This is a genomic window from Halopseudomonas sabulinigri (assembly GCF_900105255.1).
Lineage (GTDB): Bacteria > Pseudomonadota > Gammaproteobacteria > Pseudomonadales > Pseudomonadaceae > Halopseudomonas > Halopseudomonas sabulinigri.
In genome coordinates this window covers 257,625-272,895 of the sequence record NZ_LT629763.1, presented here as the reverse complement: position 1 = coordinate 272,895, position 15,271 = coordinate 257,625, and the positions used below count along the sequence as shown (strand labels likewise).

Here is a 15,271-nt window from a genome sequence, read left to right as displayed (position 1 = left end):
GATCAGGTACCGCTTTGCAGCAACATGTTGCGGATATGTCCGATTGCCCGGGTCGGATTAAGACCCTTGGGGCAGACATTGACGCAGTTCATGATGCCACGGCAGCGGAACACGCTGAACGGGTCATCCAGTGAAGCCAAACGCTCATCGGTCTTCTCGTCGCGGCTGTCCGCCAGGAAGCGGTAGGCCTGCAACAGACCAGCGGGACCGATGAATTTGTCGGGATTCCACCAGAAAGAAGGACAGGACGTGGAGCAGCAGGCACAGAGGATACACTCGTACAGGCCATCCAGCTTTTCCCGCTCTTCGGGAGACTGCAGGCGCTCGATAGCGGGCGCCGGCGTGTCATTCTGCAGATACGGCTGAACTTTTTCGTACTGCTTGTAGAAGATGCTCATATCTACAACCAAGTCACGAATTACCGGCAAACCAGGTAACGGACGCAGTACCAGCTTGTTATTCTTGACCACATCGGACAGCGGCGTGATGCACGCCAGGCCGTTTTTGCCATTGATGTTCATGCCGTCGGAACCGCAAACACCCTCGCGGCAGGAGCGACGATAGGCCATGCCTACGTCCTGTTCCTTGATCAGCGCCAGCACGTCAAGAACCATGATGTCCTTGCCACCGGTGTCGACCTGGAAGTCCTGCATGAACGGCGCGCTGTCGGCTTCGGGGTTATAACGATAAACACTTACTTGCAACATATCGGTCACCCTTAGTAGGTACGCACTTTAGGTTCAAAGGCGGGCACTGTCTTCGGCGAGAAGTTGACTCCACGCTTTTCCAGCTGCTTGGTTTCAGGCATGTACAGGCTGTGGCACAGCCAGTTCACGTCATCGCGATCTTCATAGTCTTCACGCGCGTGGGCGCCGCGGCTTTCGGTGCGGGCTTCGGCTGCGATCGCGGTGGCTTCAGCCACTTCCAGCAGGTTTTGCAGTTCCAGCGCTTCGATACGTGCGGTGTTGAACGCCTGGCTCTTGTCGTCGATCTTGGCGGTCGCGATACGCTCACGCAGATCAGCCAATTGGGTGATGCCCTTCTGCATGAACTCACCGGTGCGGAATACACCAAAGTAGTTCTGCATGCAGTTTTGCAGCTCTTTACGCAGCGGCGCGACGTCTTCGCCCTTGGTGCGCTCGTTCAGACCAGCCAGGCGAGCCAGCGAAGCATCGATATCGGATTGCGACGCATCACGGTAGTCAACGCCTTCTTTCAGCGCGCTTTCCAGGTGCAGACCAGCGGCGCGACCGAATACCACCAGGTCAAGCAGCGAGTTGCCGCCCAGACGGTTGGCACCATGCACGGACACGCAAGCCACTTCACCCACCGCGAACAGGCCTTCGACGATCTTGTCGTTACCGGCCGAGTCACGGGTAATAGCCTGACCATGAATATTGGTAGCAACACCGCCCATCATGTAGTGACAGGTCGGCACAACCGGGATAGGCGCGACAACCGGGTCTACGTGAGCAAAGGTCTTGGACAGCTCACAGATGCCCGGCAGGCGGCTGTGCAGGACTTCTTCACCCAGGTGATCCAGCTTCAGCATTACGTGGTCGCCATCCGGACCACAACCGTTACCGGCCAGGATTTCCTTGACCATGGAACGGGCAACCACGTCACGACCGGCAAGGTCCTTGGCGTTGGGCGCATAACGCTCCATGAAGCGTTCGCCGTCCTTGTTGATCAGGTAACCACCTTCACCACGGCAACCTTCGGTCACCAGGGTGCCCGCGCCGGCGATACCGGTCGGGTGGAATTGCCACATCTCGATGTCCTGCACCGGCACGCCAGCGCGCAGCGCCATGCCCACACCGTCACCGGTGTTGATCAGCGCGTTGGTGGTGGATGCGTAGATACGACCCGCGCCGCCGGTAGCCAGTACAGTGGCCTTGGAGCGGATATAGACGGTTTCGCCGGTTTCAATGCAGATCGCGATGACACCCACGATGGCGCCGCCCTGGTTCTTCACCAGATCAACCGCGTACCACTCGTTGAGGAAGGTCGTGTTGTGCTTGACGTTGTTCTGATACAGCGTGTGCAGCAGCGCGTGACCGGTGCGGTCGGCGGCGGCGCAGGTACGTGCCGCTTGAGTCGGGTTATCCGGACCCTTGGACTGACCACCGAACGGACGCTGGTAGATACGGCCCTGCTCGGTACGTGAGAACGGCAGCCCCATGTGCTCAAGCTCAAACACCGCCTCTGGACCTACTGAACACATGTACTCGATAGCGTCCTGGTCACCGATGTAATCGGAACCCTTGACGGTATCGTACATGTGCCAGCGCCAGTCGTCGTTCGGATCAGCCGACGCGATGGCGCAGGTAATGCCACCCTGGGCAGATACGGTGTGCGAGCGAGTCGGGAACACCTTGGTGATAACGGCAGTCTTGTGACCGCCCTGGGCCAGCTGCAGCGCAGCGCGCATGCCAGCACCGCCGCCACCGATGATGATGGCGTCAAAAGTCAAAGTACGCATGTTAGACATTTATCGAATACCCCACAGGATCTGCACGCCCCAGACAAAAAACACAAACATGGCAAGACCGCAGACCGCCTGGAACAGGAAGCGGACAACAGTGGCAGATTTGCCCAAGGCCATGGGAGTCAGGTAATCGGTTGAAATGGTCCACATGCCAACCCAGGCATGCACACTCAAGGCAACCAGCGTGAGCAGGCTGAAGATACGCATCCAATTCTGGCTGAACAGACCCTGCCACTCGGCAAAGGTCAGACCCGGGTGCGCGATCAGATAACCGAGCAGAAACAGCACGTATGCAGCCAGCAGAACAGCGGAAACGCGTTGCGCCATCCAGTCATACAAGCCGCTGCGAGACAGGTTGGTGACGTTGGTTACCATATCCAAACCCCCAGAAGAACAATCAGAATGACAGAAATAACGATCACTGCCTGCGAGCCACGCTTGCCACTTTCAAGGCCTTCGCCCACGCCAGCATCCATTACCAGGTGGCGCACACCGGCAACCAGGTGGTAGAGCAATGCAGCGAGAATGCCCCATACGACCAGTTTGGCCAGAGGGTGCTGAAGGCAACTTTGAACTTGCTCGAAACCACTTTCCGAACTCAGTGATGTGTCCAGCATCCACAACAGAATTGCAATGGAAACGAACAGAATCACGCCAGAAATGCGGTGGAGAATTGACGTATAGGCTGTGACAGGAAGTTTGATTGTCCTGAGGTCCAGGTTGACGGGTCTTTTGCTATTCACGGCTATATTCACACTCATGGCCCTGTGGGCAGGGCTGGATTATAGGAAGGTGCGTAACCCTGTACTGCAGCCCCTGCGAGAGGCCCTGTGAGTCACTTTGCCGGTCAAGGAGTATAGAGACTTGAACCATTGATTACAATGCAACAGCGTGTTGCAAAGCGCTCTGAATCGCGGATACCTAGCAATGCCCAAAACACATTTAACTGCCCAATTAAAGCTTTTAATTGCGCTTATTTCCTTTCACTATCAGTACAATTGACAAACCGATTTATCACCTTATAGTGATGCGGGCCCTGCGTGGGGGGTCACCTTTTCGATACAGCAAAACAGGAGGCCATCAATGGCTGACAAAAAAGCGCAATTGATCATCGAGGGCGCTGCCCCCATTGACCTACCGGTCTATTCCGGGACCATGGGTCCCGATGTCGTGGACGTTCGCGGCCTCACTGCAGAAGGCGTTTTCACTTTCGACCCTGGCTTCATGGCCACCTCATCCTGTGAATCCAAAATTACCTATATCGATGGCGATAAGGGCGTGCTCCTGCACCGCGGCTATCCCATTGATCAGCTTGCAGAAAAAGCAGACTTTCTGGAAACCTGCTTCCTGCTGCTGAAAGGTGAGCTCCCCACTGACGAAGAAAAAGCCAAGTTCGACAGCACCATCAAGAACCACACCATGGTGCACGAACAACTGAAGACCTTCTTCAATGGCTTCCGTCGCGATGCACACCCGATGGCCATCATGTGTGGCGTTGTCGGCGCGCTGTCCGCCTTCTATCACGACTCGCTGGACATCAACGATGCCCACCACCGTGAAATTTCGGCTATCCGCCTGATCGCCAAAATGCCGACCCTGGCCGCCATGGTGTACAAATATTCCATGGGCCAGCCCATGATGTACCCACGCAACGACCTGAGCTACTCGGAAAACTTCCTGCACATGATGTTCAACACACCCTGTGACGAGAAGCCGATCAGCCCGGTTCTGGCCAAGGCAATGGACCGTATCTTCGTCCTGCATGCTGACCACGAGCAAAACGCGTCTACCTCCACCGTCCGTCTGGCTGGCTCGTCCGGCGCCAACCCCTTCGCCTGTATCGCAGCCGGCATCGCCGCCCTGTGGGGACCGGCACACGGTGGCGCGAACGAAGCCGTACTGCGCATGCTGGATGAAATCGGCGACGTGTCGAACATCGAAAAATTTGTCGCCAAAGCGAAAGACAAAGACGACCCGTTCAAACTGATGGGCTTTGGTCACCGCGTCTACAAGAACTTCGACCCCCGCGCCAAGGTCATGAAGCAGACCTGCGACGAAGTACTGGCCGAGCTGGGCATCAACGACCCGCAGCTGGAACTGGCCATGAAGCTGGAAGAGATCGCGCGCAACGATCCCTACTTCAAGGAACGCAACCTGTACCCGAACGTCGACTTCTACTCCGGCATCATCCTCAAGGCGATTGGTATTCCGACCGAGATGTTCACGGTTATCTTCGCCACCGGCCGCACGCCGGGCTGGATTGCCCACTGGAACGAGATGATCAGCGGCCCGTACAAGATTGGCCGTCCGCGCCAGCTTTACACTGGCTCGCCGCAGCGCGACTACCCTTCCAAGTAAGTCGTCTGTGCACAAAAACCCGCTTCGGCGGGTTTTTTTGTGCGCGAATTTCAACCACAACCCTTACGGCACAAGCGCAAAACCACCTTACCCAGAGGCGAGGCCATTGGCGCTACTCGCCAAGAACCTGAATGAAGGTCGCTGCGGTCGCGGCGCGCATTACTTGAAGTAGCGGCACAACTTGCGCGCTGCCCGCGTCACCGCACGACAAAGCCAAAATGGCGGCATCGCCGGCATATAGAAGTCGCGTTCGGGCCGTGGCTGCGGAACATCTCTTTTCTGGCATTGGTTTTTCTCGTCGCTAGTCATGATGAAGGTCTCCTTTGGCAATGAACGATCACCTTCGCGCGGCCAGGTTGTTCAATCCAGCGAATTTAAATAACATCAACTTTCAATTTAATTGAACGGAAATCCTATGGTCGACACAGCACAGGGCGCCGCCCTGCCACTGCTGGAGCTGGATGTACTGCGCAGCTTCATCGCCATCGCGGAAACCGGCAGCTTTAGCCGCGCCGCCGCTCAGGTGCACCGCACCCCTTCCGCCGTGAGCATGCAGATAAAGCGTCTGGAAGAGCTGCTGGGCTACCAGCTGCTACTGCGTACCCCACGGCGCGCCCGCGTCACCACCGAGGGCGAGGCACTGCTGGGCTTTGCCCGACGCATGCTCAGTCTCAACCAGGAAGCCCTGCGTCAGTTCTACCATCCGGAGATTACCGGCCGCGTTCGCCTTGGTACGTCGGATGACGTCGGCACGCGCATACTGCCGGCAGTACTGAGCAGTTTTGCGCGCAGCTACCCCGGCGTGCAGGTCGATGTGGTCGTGGGGCGCAGTGTTGATATGCTCGAACAGATAGCGCGCTGCGAGCTTGACCTGGCCCTGGTCACCTCCGGCGATCACGCCACGAGCGGTCAGGTGGTTTATACCGAGCAACTGGTCTGGACGGAATGTGCTGGTGGCCAGGCAGCCGCGCGCAGACCCTTGCCGCTATCGTTGGCCAGCGCCGGCTGCGTGTGGCGAGAGGCCGCCTTGGCGGCGCTCGACCGCGCCAACATTGCCTACCGCATTGCCTATGTCAGCGAACATTGCACTGGCCAGCAAGCGGCAATGGCGGCCGACTTGGCGATTGCTCCCTTCCCGCGCGGGCTGGTCAGCAAACCACTCAAGATAGTGGACGACGCGGCGGGGCTGCCGCCACTCGGCAGGTATCAGATTTTGCTTGAGCGTAGCAGCCAGAGCGGCCCGCTAGTGGATGCGCTGCAAAGCTTCGTCACTCACAGCTTCGAAATGTTGTAACCCTGGTTTGCGTCCACGCCGGTCAGTTGGGAGGCGCGTGGCCTGCTGCGCAATCCAGCAGCGCAGTACTGTACAGGTCATTGCGGGCATCACTGTACCGCAGCACAACGCGCCGGGCATGATTGTATAGGCAGCTCTATATCCCCTGTAACAACGGAGCCCGCCGCCTCATGTCGCCCAGAGATCTTGGATTCGCCCTGCTGGTTATTCTGGTATGGGGGCTCAATTTCGTCGTCATCAAGCTGGGCCTGGACGAACTGCCACCCATGCTGCTGGGCGCGCTGCGCTTTACCCTGGCGGCTATTCCGGCGGTGTTTTTCATTCGTCGTCCGCAGATCCCGCTGCGCTGGCTGTTGGCCTATGGCCTGACCATTTCCTTTGGCCAATTTGCCTTTCTGTTCTCGGCCATGTCGGTAGGCATGCCAGCCGGCCTGGCCTCGTTGGTATTGCAATCGCAGGCCTTTTTCACTTTGCTGTTCGCCTCTCTGGTGCTGGGCGAGCGCATCCGCGCGCACAACCTGATCGGCCTGCTGATCGCCGCCACCGGCCTCATAATGATTGGTATCAACAGCGGCATCGGCATGACCTTGGCCGGATTTATCCTGACTATCTGCGCCGCAGCGATGTGGGGCATGGGTAACATCATTACCAAGCGCGTTGGTCAGGTCGACCTGGTGAGTTTGGTGGTCTGGGGCAGCCTGGTGCCGCCGTTACCCTTTTTGGCGATGTCGCTGTTGTTGGAGGGGCCACAGCAGATAGGCCACGCCCTGGGCAACATCAGCCTGCAGTCGATATTAGCGCTGATTTATCTTGCCTTTGGTGCGACCTTGCTGGGCTACAGCCTTTGGAGTCGACTGCTGTCGCGCTACCCAGCTGCGCAGGTGGCGCCCTTCTCGATGCTGGTGCCGGTGATCGGTCTCAGTTCTGCAGCCTTGTTGCTGGGCGAACAACTGAGTGAGCTGCAGATGTGGGGCACACTACTGGTGATGGGTGGGCTGGCGGTCAACGTGTTTGCCGCTCCGCGGCGCAGCGCGGTACCGCTGAATCAACGTAGCTGATGCCGCCGTTCAGGCGGTTTCTCCTTCCAGCCAGGTGATGATGCGCATGGCCTCGTCCAGGTTCTCGCCGCAGATGGCGGGCTCGGCCGCAAAGCCGGCGCAGACCGCCGGCCGCTCGGGCGAGTGAAAAATGGCGCAGCGTCTATCCGCCTGCAAATGCAGGCAGCGCACACCCGCCGGCTTGCCGTTGGGCATGCCCGGCAGAGGCGAACTTATGGATGGTGCGATGCAACAGGCACCACAGCCGTCTCGACACTGCATTTAACACTCTCTGAAGGTAACCACTGAAGAACACAGGGCGCGCATTCTAGTGTCAGCGCTTGAGCCGCGCAATCAGGCTGGAGGTATCCCAACGTCCGCCGCCCATGGCCTGTACATCGCTATAGAACTGATCCACCAATGCGGTCACCGGCAATTGCGCGCCATTGCGCTGCGCCTCGGCCAACACAATAGCCAGATCCTTGCGCATCCAGTCCACGGCAAAACCGTAATCAAACTCGCCGGCCAGCATGGTCTTGTGACGGTTTTCCATCTGCCAGGATTGCGCCGCGCCCTTGCTGATAACCTCGACCACCGCCTCGCCGTTCAACCCCGCGTTCTGGGCAAAGTTCAGCGCTTCGGCCAACCCCTGCACCAGACCGGCAATGCAGATCTGGTTCACCATTTTGGTGAGCTGGCCGCTACCGACCGGCCCCATCAGCTGCAACATGCGGGCATAACACTTCATGACTGGACGCAGCAGGTCGAACACCGCTTCATCACCACCCACCATGATGGTCAGTTGCCCCTTTTCGGCACCGGATTGCCCACCCGATACCGGCGCGTCCAGGAAGCCAACCCCCTGCTTCGCCGCCAGCGCTGCCAGTTCACGCGCAACATCTGCCGAGGCTGTGGTGTGATCCACCAGCACCAGGCCATTTTTGGCCCCCGTCAATACGCCGTCCTCGCCGGTAACGACGCTGCGCAGATCATCATCGTTGCCCACACAAAGCATCACATAGTCTTGATCGACTGCGGCCAGCGCAGGCGTATCCGCAGCGCTGCCGGCATGTTCGGCTACCCACTGGCGCGCCTTGCTGGCCGTGCGGTTGTAGACCGTGACATTGTGCCCGGCGCGCTGCAGATGCCCCGCCATCGGGTAACCCATCACACCCAGACCAATAAAACCGATATTTGCCATGCCAGCGACTCCCATACCCCTTTGAACGGGTAAAAACAGATGATTTTTAAGCTTGGCGGCAATTGCCTGAAGGCCTGACTGCTCGGCATAATGAGCGCCCTTTCCTTCCAGGAGTATGCCCCGTGTTTCAGGTAAATCAGTATTTTGACGGCAAGGTCGCGTCCATCGCCTTTCAACAGCCAGAAGGCAGCGCCACCGTGGGCGTCATGGCACCGGGCGAGTACGAGTTCGGCACCAGCCAACTGGAAATCATGCACGTCATCAACGGTGCTCTGACGGTCAAGCTTCCCGATGCCGACAGCTGGACTACCTACGCTGCCGGCGAGCAGTTCACTGTTGCCGCCAACAGCCGCTTCAACCTCAAGGTAGAGCGCGATACCGCCTACCTCTGCGAATACCGCTAAGGCCGCGCCAAGGTTGAGGTTTACTCGGGGCTGGCTTGCGTCAGCCCCTTGCCGTACTGCTCGATAAATACCTCGGGCATGCGCTTGGGCCGCCCGGTACTGAGTTCGATACATACAAAGGTAGTCCGTGCCCGCAGCAGCGTCACACCATCGCTTTTGCGGCAGAGTTGAAAGTGCCGTGTCATGCGCAGCTTTTTGTCCCAGTGAATGATCCAGGTCGCCATGACCAACTCATCACCCTCATACGCAGCCGCCAGATAATCGATTTCATGGCGCAGCACCGCCATCGCGCGGTCCAGCTCACGGTACTGAGCTAGCCCCAGCCCGAGTGACATCGAATGCTCCCAGGCGCAACGCTCCAGCCAACGGACGTAAACGGTATTGTTGGCATGGCCCAGCTCGTCGATATCCTCGGCGCGCACCAGAATATCCAGCGTATGCGGGTTATGCAGATCCCAATTCAAAAGCGCATCTCCTTGGCAAGGGCGGCCCAATACTAGCCGCCTTGGTTGGATGCCCGATGGTACTACAAAGACACCCTGCCACGGCCTTGGCATAGGCAAAACAGGGCAATCTGGCTTAGGCTGGAGATACATCCACAGCAACACAGGGCCGTCATGTTCAAGCACCTGAATTTCCCCATTCTGGTCATCAACCCCGCTATCGGCCTGTCCAACGTGGCAGGCACCCAACTTGACGCCCTGTTCCAGGCACTTGACGGCGAAGGCTTTGAGGTATTGGGCGCCGAGTCACTGGATGAGGGGCGGCTGATCGCCGAGGCGCATCGCGGCCTCTCATGCATCCTGTTTACCCCCGACAGCGAGGTCGCGCTGGACGACGTCGAGACCCTGTTCAGTGCCGCCCACAGCCGCTCGCCGGAATTGCCGATCATGGCGCTGAGCACGCGCCAGACCATAGCGCCGGAGCTGCTCGCCGAGCTGCGTGAGCTGCACCAGATCCGCGGCATCATCTACCTGTTTGAAGATACCCTGCCCTTCATTGCCGGACAGATTGCGCGCACCGCGCGCAGCTACCTCAGTCAACTCCTGCCGCCGTTTTTCAAGGCCCTGCTGGATTACACCGCGCGCTCCAGTTACTCCTGGCATTCACCCGGCCACGGCGGCGGCGTGGCCTTTCGCAAGAGCCCGGTGGGGCGCGCCTTTCACGACTTCTTCGGTGAGAACACCCTGCGCTCGGATCTGTCTGTCTCGGTACCGGGTCTGGGTTCGCTGTTGGATCACACCGGGCCGGTGGCCGAAGCCGAAGCCAACACCGCGCGAACCTTTGGCGCGGATCACAGCTTTTACGTGGTCAACGGTACCTCCACGTCGAACAAGATCATCTGGCATGCCTACGTTACCCGCGATGATCTGGTACTGGTTGACCGCAACTGCCACAAGTCGATCCTGCACGCGATCATCATGACCGGCGCCATCCCCATCTACCTCAGCGGTTCGCGTAACGATTACGGCATCATCGGCCCGATTGGCCGCGAGGCCTTCAGCCCTGCTGCGCTGCAGCGGCTGATTGAACAACACCCCTTGCTTGATGGCAGCCAACGCAAGATCAAGCTGGCGGTGCTCACCAACTCCACCTACGACGGCCTGTGCTACAACACCGAGATGATCAAGGAGCAGCTGCAGGACAGCGTCGACGTATTGCACTTTGACGAGGCCTGGTACGGCTACGCGGCCTTTCACCCGTTCTATCACGGGCGTCACGGCATGAGCGAGCGGACCGGTGCACCGCGCACCCAGCACCCGCTGGTGTTTGCCACCCAGTCGCCGCACAAGGTACTGGCCGCACTCTCGCAGGCCTCGATCATTCTCGCCAAGGACAGCGCCGAGCAGCAGCTCGATCATGAGCGCTTCAACGAAGCCTACATGATGCATACCTCTACCTCGCCGCACTACGGCATGATCGCCTCCATCGATGTGGCGACCGGGATGATGGCCGGCCCGGCCGGCAGATCGCTGGTACAGGAAACCCTCGACGAAGCCCTGTCGTTTCGCCGCGCCATGGCGCAGACCGCCGAACAGATGCCAGAGGAGCAATGGTGGTTTGATGTCTGGGAGCCGGAGTCGGCGCTGGCCGAACCCGATCTGCGGGCCAACGACTGGACCCTGGATGATCAGGCCGAGTGGCACGGCTTTGGCCACATGAGCGATGACTTTGCCATGCTTGACCCGATCAAGGTCAGCCTGCTCACACCCGGCGTTGAGGAAAAGGGCCGCCTGGCCAAGAGCGGCATACCGGCCGCACTGGTAACGCGCTTTCTGGCCGAGCGCGGCCTGGTGGTAGAAAAGACGGGCCTGTATTCCTTCTTGATTCTGTTCTCCCTAGGCATTACCAAGGGCAAATGGAGCACACTGCTGTCGGAACTGCGCGAATTCAAGCGCCTCTACGATCGGGACGCGCCCCTGGAGGTAACGCTGCCGAGTCTCGCGCAGCACCCGCGTTATCAGGGCCTGGGACTGCGCGCGCTCGGTGAACGCCTGCACCAGTGCTACAAGAAGCACAGCCTGATCAAGCTAATGCGGCAGATGTACACCACCCTGCCGCAAATCACCCTGCGCCCGGCAGACGCTTACCAGCAGATGGTCAGAGGTCAGGTTGAATCCGTGCCCGTCAGCGCGCTGGCCGGGCGCTTGAGCGCCGTGTTGCTGGTACCCTATCCACCGGGTATTCCAGTGATCATGCCAGGGGAGCGCTTCCCGCAGGACAACAGCGCGATCACCGACTACCTGAACGCGGCCATCGAGCTGGAGGAGCAGTTCCCCGGCTTTGCCAACGACATCCATGGTCTGCGCATGGAGCAGTTTGACGGCCAGACAAACTGGCGGGTGGATTGCCTGATTGAAGGGTAACCAGCGTGGCCGCCTCGCCCACGTGCACGAGTGAGGCGGCCGCTCGCTACTTGCTGCGCAACGAGCCGAGAATCCCCCGCACTATCGCCCGTCCCGCCTGGGTACCCACCGAACGCATGGCGCTGCGGCCGAAAGCGCTGAACATGTCGGCCAGCTCCTGGCTGATCGACTTCTCGGCCGCACCGCGTTTCTTGCGCGCCTGAGCCTGCGTGGTCACCTCGGGCTTTTCCGCAGACAGCGCTTTGTCTGCCCTGGCTTGCAGAACCTCGTACGCCGACTCGCGATCTTCCAGGTGGTCATAGGCACCGGCCAGCGGCGAGGCCTCGATCAGCGCCGCGCGCTCGGCTTCGTCAATCGGCCCCATCTGGCTATCGGGCGGGCGAATCAGTATCTGCTGCACTATGCCCGGTGTGCCCTTGGCATCCAGCACCGAGACCAGCGCCTCGCCCACACCCAGCGCCATGATGGCGCTTTCGGTATCCAGTTCAGGGTTGGCGCGGAAGGTTTGCGCGGCGGCGCGCACCGCCTTCTGGTCACGCGGCGTAAAGGCGCGCAGCGCGTGCTGCACCCGGTTACCCAATTGCCCGAGAATGCTCTCCGGTACATCCAGCGGGCTCTGGGTAACAAAGTACACCCCTACCCCCTTGGAGCGGATCAGCCGCACCACCTGCTCGATGCGGTCGACCAGGGCTTTGGGCGTGTCGCTGAACAACAGGTGCGCCTCATCAAAAAACAGCACAAAGCGCGGTTTGTCGGCATCGCCCACTTCGGGCAATTGCTCGAACAGCTCCGACAGCAGCCAGAGCAGAATGCAGGAATACGCCAACGGGCTCGTCTGATACAACTGCGCGGCGTGCAGCACATTAACCACGCCCTGACCGTGCTCGTCGGTCTGCAAAAAATCATCCAGGCTGATGGCCGGCTCGCCGAACAACTGCTCGGCACCTTCTCCGTCCAACCGCAGCAAGGCGCGCTGGATGGCGCCCAGGCTGGCGGCAGAGACATTGCCATAGCGCTTGCCGATCTCGGCGCGCTGCTCGTGCAGATAGCTCAGCATTGAGCGCAGATCTTTCAGATCCAGCAACAGCCAGCCGTTGTCGTCGGCCACGCGGAACAGGATGTCGATGATGCCGCTCTGGGTCTCATTGAGGTTGAGTAGGCGCGAGAGCAGCATGGGGCCCAGCTCGGCGAGGGTCAGGCGCAGCGGATGGCCCTGCTTGCCAAACACATCCCAGAACACCGTCGGCGCGCCGCACAGCGTCATGCTGCCCAGCCCCACCTTGTCGGCGCGCTGTTGCAGCTTCTCACTCGCCGTGCCGGCCTTGGCAATACCGGAAAAATCGCCCTTGATATCCGGCACCAGCACCGGCACACCGAGCTGCGAGAAACTCTGCGCCAACACCTGCAAGGTAATGGTCTTGCCGGTGCCGGTGGCACCAGCAATCAGCCCATGGCGGTTGGCCATGCGCGGCTCGATCGCCACGCTGACACTGTCATTGCCGCCAATCAATAGTGGCGCCCTCTGTAAATCCGGCATCAGCCAACTCTCCCTGCCTGCTGCGAGCCGCGCCAAGCCAGCGATGCTCTGGGTTAATCAATGCGTTGTTGCAGCTGCCTCGCTGCGCCATCGCATTATGGACCGCCATGCCCGGCTTGCAAGCCAGCTACCCCATCCTCACCCCCCATCAGGGGGGTATAGCCGTCATCCGCGGCCACATAGAGTCGGTGCATGTGACGGCTCTGTGGCAACACGCCGCGGCGCCTCACTTGCCAGGGATTATTAATAACAACAAGCGCCCGGCGCGAGGAAGCTCATGAAAGACACAACAAAAAATGCCTTGAAGACAGGGCTAAAGCCCATGGTCGTGGCTATCGCCATGGCCGCCGCGATGCCAGCCAATGCGCTGCGGTTTGATATTGGCGAGGTAGAGGGCCAGTTCGACTCCAGCATCTCGGTCGGCTCCAGCTGGGCTACCGCCGACCCGGACAAGGATCTCATCTGGGCAGCCAACGGCGGCAACGCCAACGCAGCCAATACCGACGACAACCGGCTGAACTTCGACAAGGGCGATGCCTTCTCGACCATCTTCAAGGGCATCCATGACCTGTCGCTGCAATACGGCGACACCGGCGTCTTCGTGCGGGGCAAGTACTGGTACGACTTTGAGCTGAAGGACGGCCATCAGGGCCTGTATGACATCAGCGACGACAACCGCAAAAGTGCGGCCCAGGGCTCTGGCGTGCAGCTGCTGGATGCCTTTCTCTATCACAACTACACCATCGGCGACATGCCCGGCTCCGTCCGCGTGGGTAAGCAAGTGGTCAGCTGGGGCGAAAGCACCTTTATCCAGAACGGCATTAACAGCATCAACCCCATCGATGCCGCTGCCTTCCGCCGCCCGGGCGCTGAGATCAAGGAAGGCCTGATACCGGTCAACATGTTCTACCTGTCCCAGAGTCTGACCGAAAATCTGGGGATGGAAGCCTTTTACCAGCTGGAGTGGGACCAAACGGTCATCGACAACTGCGGCACTTTCTTCTCGCCCAGTGACACACTCGCCGATGGCTGTTATCAGGTCGGTGTGGGCGGCAGTCAGAACGGCGCCAATGGTGACCCGACTTTCGTTTACGTGCCCCGTGCGGGCGACCGGGATGCCAGCGATGAAGGTCAGTTTGGCATGTCTTTGCGCTACTACGCAGAGCAGCTCAACCAGACCGAGTTCGGCGCCTACTTCATGAACATTCACAGCCGCCTGCCTACCTTCAACACCATCGCTGCGGGCGGACAGACGCCGATCGGCACGCAACCGAATTCGCAAACCGGGCAGATCGATGTCGCCATGCTGGGCAACTACTTCCTCGCCTACCCGGAAGACATCCGCATCTACGGCGTCAGCTTCCAGACCAACGTCGGTGGCACCGCGCTGTCTGGCGAAGTCAGCTATCGTCCGAACCAGCCGGTGCAGATCAGCTCCAACGATCTGGTCGGCGCGGCGTTGGGCAACCCGGTTACCCCGCTGAGCACCAGCGGCCAAGTGCCCGGCGCCGTGTTTGGCGTGCCCATTACCGCCGGCACCGAGATTCAGGGCTACAAGCGCTTGCCGGTCTCTCAGGCGCAGGTGACCGCAGTACGCATCCTCGACAATATCTGGGGCGCGCGCAGCATGACCCTGATCGGCGAGGTTGGCTACAACCACATCAGCGGCATCAAGAACGACATGGGTGAGCTGCGTTACGGCCGAGACTCGCTCTACGGTAGCGGCGAACTGCCGGTACCCGGCGCCTGCGAAGGCCTCAACGCAGCGCAACCCAAGTACTGCAACGATGACGGCTTTTACACCAGCAGCTCCTGGGGTTACCGCGCCCTGGTCAACATGGATTACGACGGCTTTGCTGGCATCGCGTTGAAACCCAACTTCGCCTTCTCGCACGACGTGGACGGCACCGGTCCGAACTTCGTAGAAGGCTCGATGGCCGCCAGCCTCGGCCTCACCGCGGTGTACAACAACAAGTACAACGCCAACGTCAGTTACACCAACTTTTTTGGCGGCGACTACAACCCGAATACCGACCGCGACTTTGTGGCAGTCAGTTTCGGCGTGAACTTCTGATCAAACGGAGA

15 protein-coding genes are annotated in these 15,271 nt (G+C 59.7%); 6 read left to right on the top strand and 9 right to left on the bottom strand.

Annotated elements, in window-relative coordinates; translation table 11 throughout:
- Positions 1–2: 2 nt before the first annotated feature.
- Genes BLU26_RS01170 through sdhC form a run of 4 tightly spaced genes read right to left on the bottom strand, consistent with a single transcriptional unit; the run spans position 3 to position 3,243 of the window.
- Positions 3–707: a succinate dehydrogenase iron-sulfur subunit gene (locus tag BLU26_RS01170; RefSeq protein WP_092283128.1), complete on the bottom strand. Its 705-nt coding sequence runs from the start codon at positions 705–707 to the stop codon at positions 3–5.
- An 11-nt stretch (positions 708–718) separates the two neighbouring features.
- Complete coding sequence (gene sdhA / locus BLU26_RS01165) at positions 719–2,491, bottom strand: succinate dehydrogenase flavoprotein subunit (RefSeq protein WP_092283127.1); 1,773 nt, start codon at positions 2,489–2,491, stop codon at positions 719–721.
- Positions 2,492–2,863 carry a succinate dehydrogenase, hydrophobic membrane anchor protein gene (sdhD, locus tag BLU26_RS01160; RefSeq protein ID WP_092283126.1) on the bottom strand — a complete coding sequence of 124 codons (372 nt, stop codon included), beginning with the start codon at positions 2,861–2,863 and terminating at the stop codon, positions 2,492–2,494. It lies immediately after the preceding gene.
- On the bottom strand, positions 2,857–3,243 hold the full coding sequence (sdhC, locus tag BLU26_RS01155; RefSeq protein WP_092288305.1) for a succinate dehydrogenase, cytochrome b556 subunit: 387 nt from the start codon (positions 3,241–3,243) through the stop codon (positions 2,857–2,859). Before sdhC ends, sdhD begins: the two co-directional genes overlap by 7 nt.
- A 328-nt stretch (positions 3,244–3,571) precedes the next feature.
- Here sdhC and gltA point away from each other — a divergent pair, with 328 nt between their 5' ends.
- Positions 3,572–4,846, top strand: a complete 1,275-nt coding sequence (gene gltA, locus BLU26_RS01150) for a citrate synthase (protein WP_092283125.1) — start codon at positions 3,572–3,574, stop codon at positions 4,844–4,846.
- Positions 4,847–5,005: 159 nt separating this feature from the next.
- On the opposite strand, the gene BLU26_RS18500 is transcribed toward gltA, so the two are convergent.
- On the bottom strand, positions 5,006–5,155 hold the full coding sequence (locus tag BLU26_RS18500) for a hypothetical protein (RefSeq protein ID WP_157719266.1): 150 nt from the start codon (positions 5,153–5,155) through the stop codon (positions 5,006–5,008).
- A gap of 106 nt (positions 5,156–5,261) precedes the next feature.
- Between BLU26_RS18500 and BLU26_RS01145 the strand changes: the two genes are divergently transcribed.
- Together BLU26_RS01145 and BLU26_RS01140 are read left to right on the top strand one after the other, a co-directional pair.
- The gene (locus BLU26_RS01145) at positions 5,262–6,140 is read left to right on the top strand and encodes a LysR family transcriptional regulator (protein ID WP_092283124.1); all 879 of its coding nucleotides are present in this window, start codon (positions 5,262–5,264) and stop codon (positions 6,138–6,140) included.
- 170 nt (positions 6,141–6,310) lie between these two features.
- Positions 6,311–7,198 carry an EamA family transporter gene (locus BLU26_RS01140; RefSeq protein WP_092283123.1) on the top strand — a complete coding sequence of 296 codons (888 nt, stop codon included), beginning with the start codon at positions 6,311–6,313 and terminating at the stop codon, positions 7,196–7,198.
- Between the two features lie 9 nt (positions 7,199–7,207).
- On the opposite strand, the gene BLU26_RS01135 is transcribed toward BLU26_RS01140, so the two are convergent.
- The gene (locus BLU26_RS01135) at positions 7,208–7,459 is read right to left on the bottom strand and encodes a YkgJ family cysteine cluster protein (protein ID WP_092283122.1); all 252 of its coding nucleotides are present in this window, start codon (positions 7,457–7,459) and stop codon (positions 7,208–7,210) included.
- 52 nt (positions 7,460–7,511) lie between these two features.
- Positions 7,512–8,378: an NAD(P)-dependent oxidoreductase gene (locus BLU26_RS01130; RefSeq protein WP_092283121.1), complete on the bottom strand. Its 867-nt coding sequence runs from the start codon at positions 8,376–8,378 to the stop codon at positions 7,512–7,514.
- Positions 8,379–8,500: 122 nt separating this feature from the next.
- Between BLU26_RS01130 and ppnP the strand changes: the two genes are divergently transcribed.
- On the top strand, positions 8,501–8,782 hold the full coding sequence (gene ppnP, locus BLU26_RS01125) for a pyrimidine/purine nucleoside phosphorylase (protein WP_092283120.1): 282 nt from the start codon (positions 8,501–8,503) through the stop codon (positions 8,780–8,782).
- Positions 8,783–8,802: 20 nt separating this feature from the next.
- Here ppnP and BLU26_RS01120 read toward each other — a convergent pair whose 3' ends face one another.
- On the bottom strand, positions 8,803–9,246 hold the full coding sequence (locus BLU26_RS01120) for an acyl-CoA thioesterase (RefSeq protein ID WP_231701986.1): 444 nt from the start codon (positions 9,244–9,246) through the stop codon (positions 8,803–8,805).
- A gap of 153 nt (positions 9,247–9,399) precedes the next feature.
- On the opposite strand from BLU26_RS01120, the gene BLU26_RS01115 reads away from it, so the two are divergent.
- On the top strand, positions 9,400–11,649 hold the full coding sequence (locus BLU26_RS01115) for an Orn/Lys/Arg family decarboxylase (RefSeq protein ID WP_092283118.1): 2,250 nt from the start codon (positions 9,400–9,402) through the stop codon (positions 11,647–11,649).
- Between the two features lie 46 nt (positions 11,650–11,695).
- On the opposite strand, the gene BLU26_RS01110 is transcribed toward BLU26_RS01115, so the two are convergent.
- Positions 11,696–13,186, bottom strand: a complete 1,491-nt coding sequence (locus BLU26_RS01110; protein ID WP_092283117.1) for a helicase HerA-like domain-containing protein — start codon at positions 13,184–13,186, stop codon at positions 11,696–11,698.
- A gap of 277 nt (positions 13,187–13,463) precedes the next feature.
- Here BLU26_RS01110 and BLU26_RS01105 point away from each other — a divergent pair, with 277 nt between their 5' ends.
- Positions 13,464–15,260: a DUF1302 domain-containing protein gene (locus tag BLU26_RS01105; RefSeq protein ID WP_092283116.1), complete on the top strand. Its 1,797-nt coding sequence runs from the start codon at positions 13,464–13,466 to the stop codon at positions 15,258–15,260.
- The last annotated feature ends 11 nt before the right edge of the window (positions 15,261–15,271 follow it).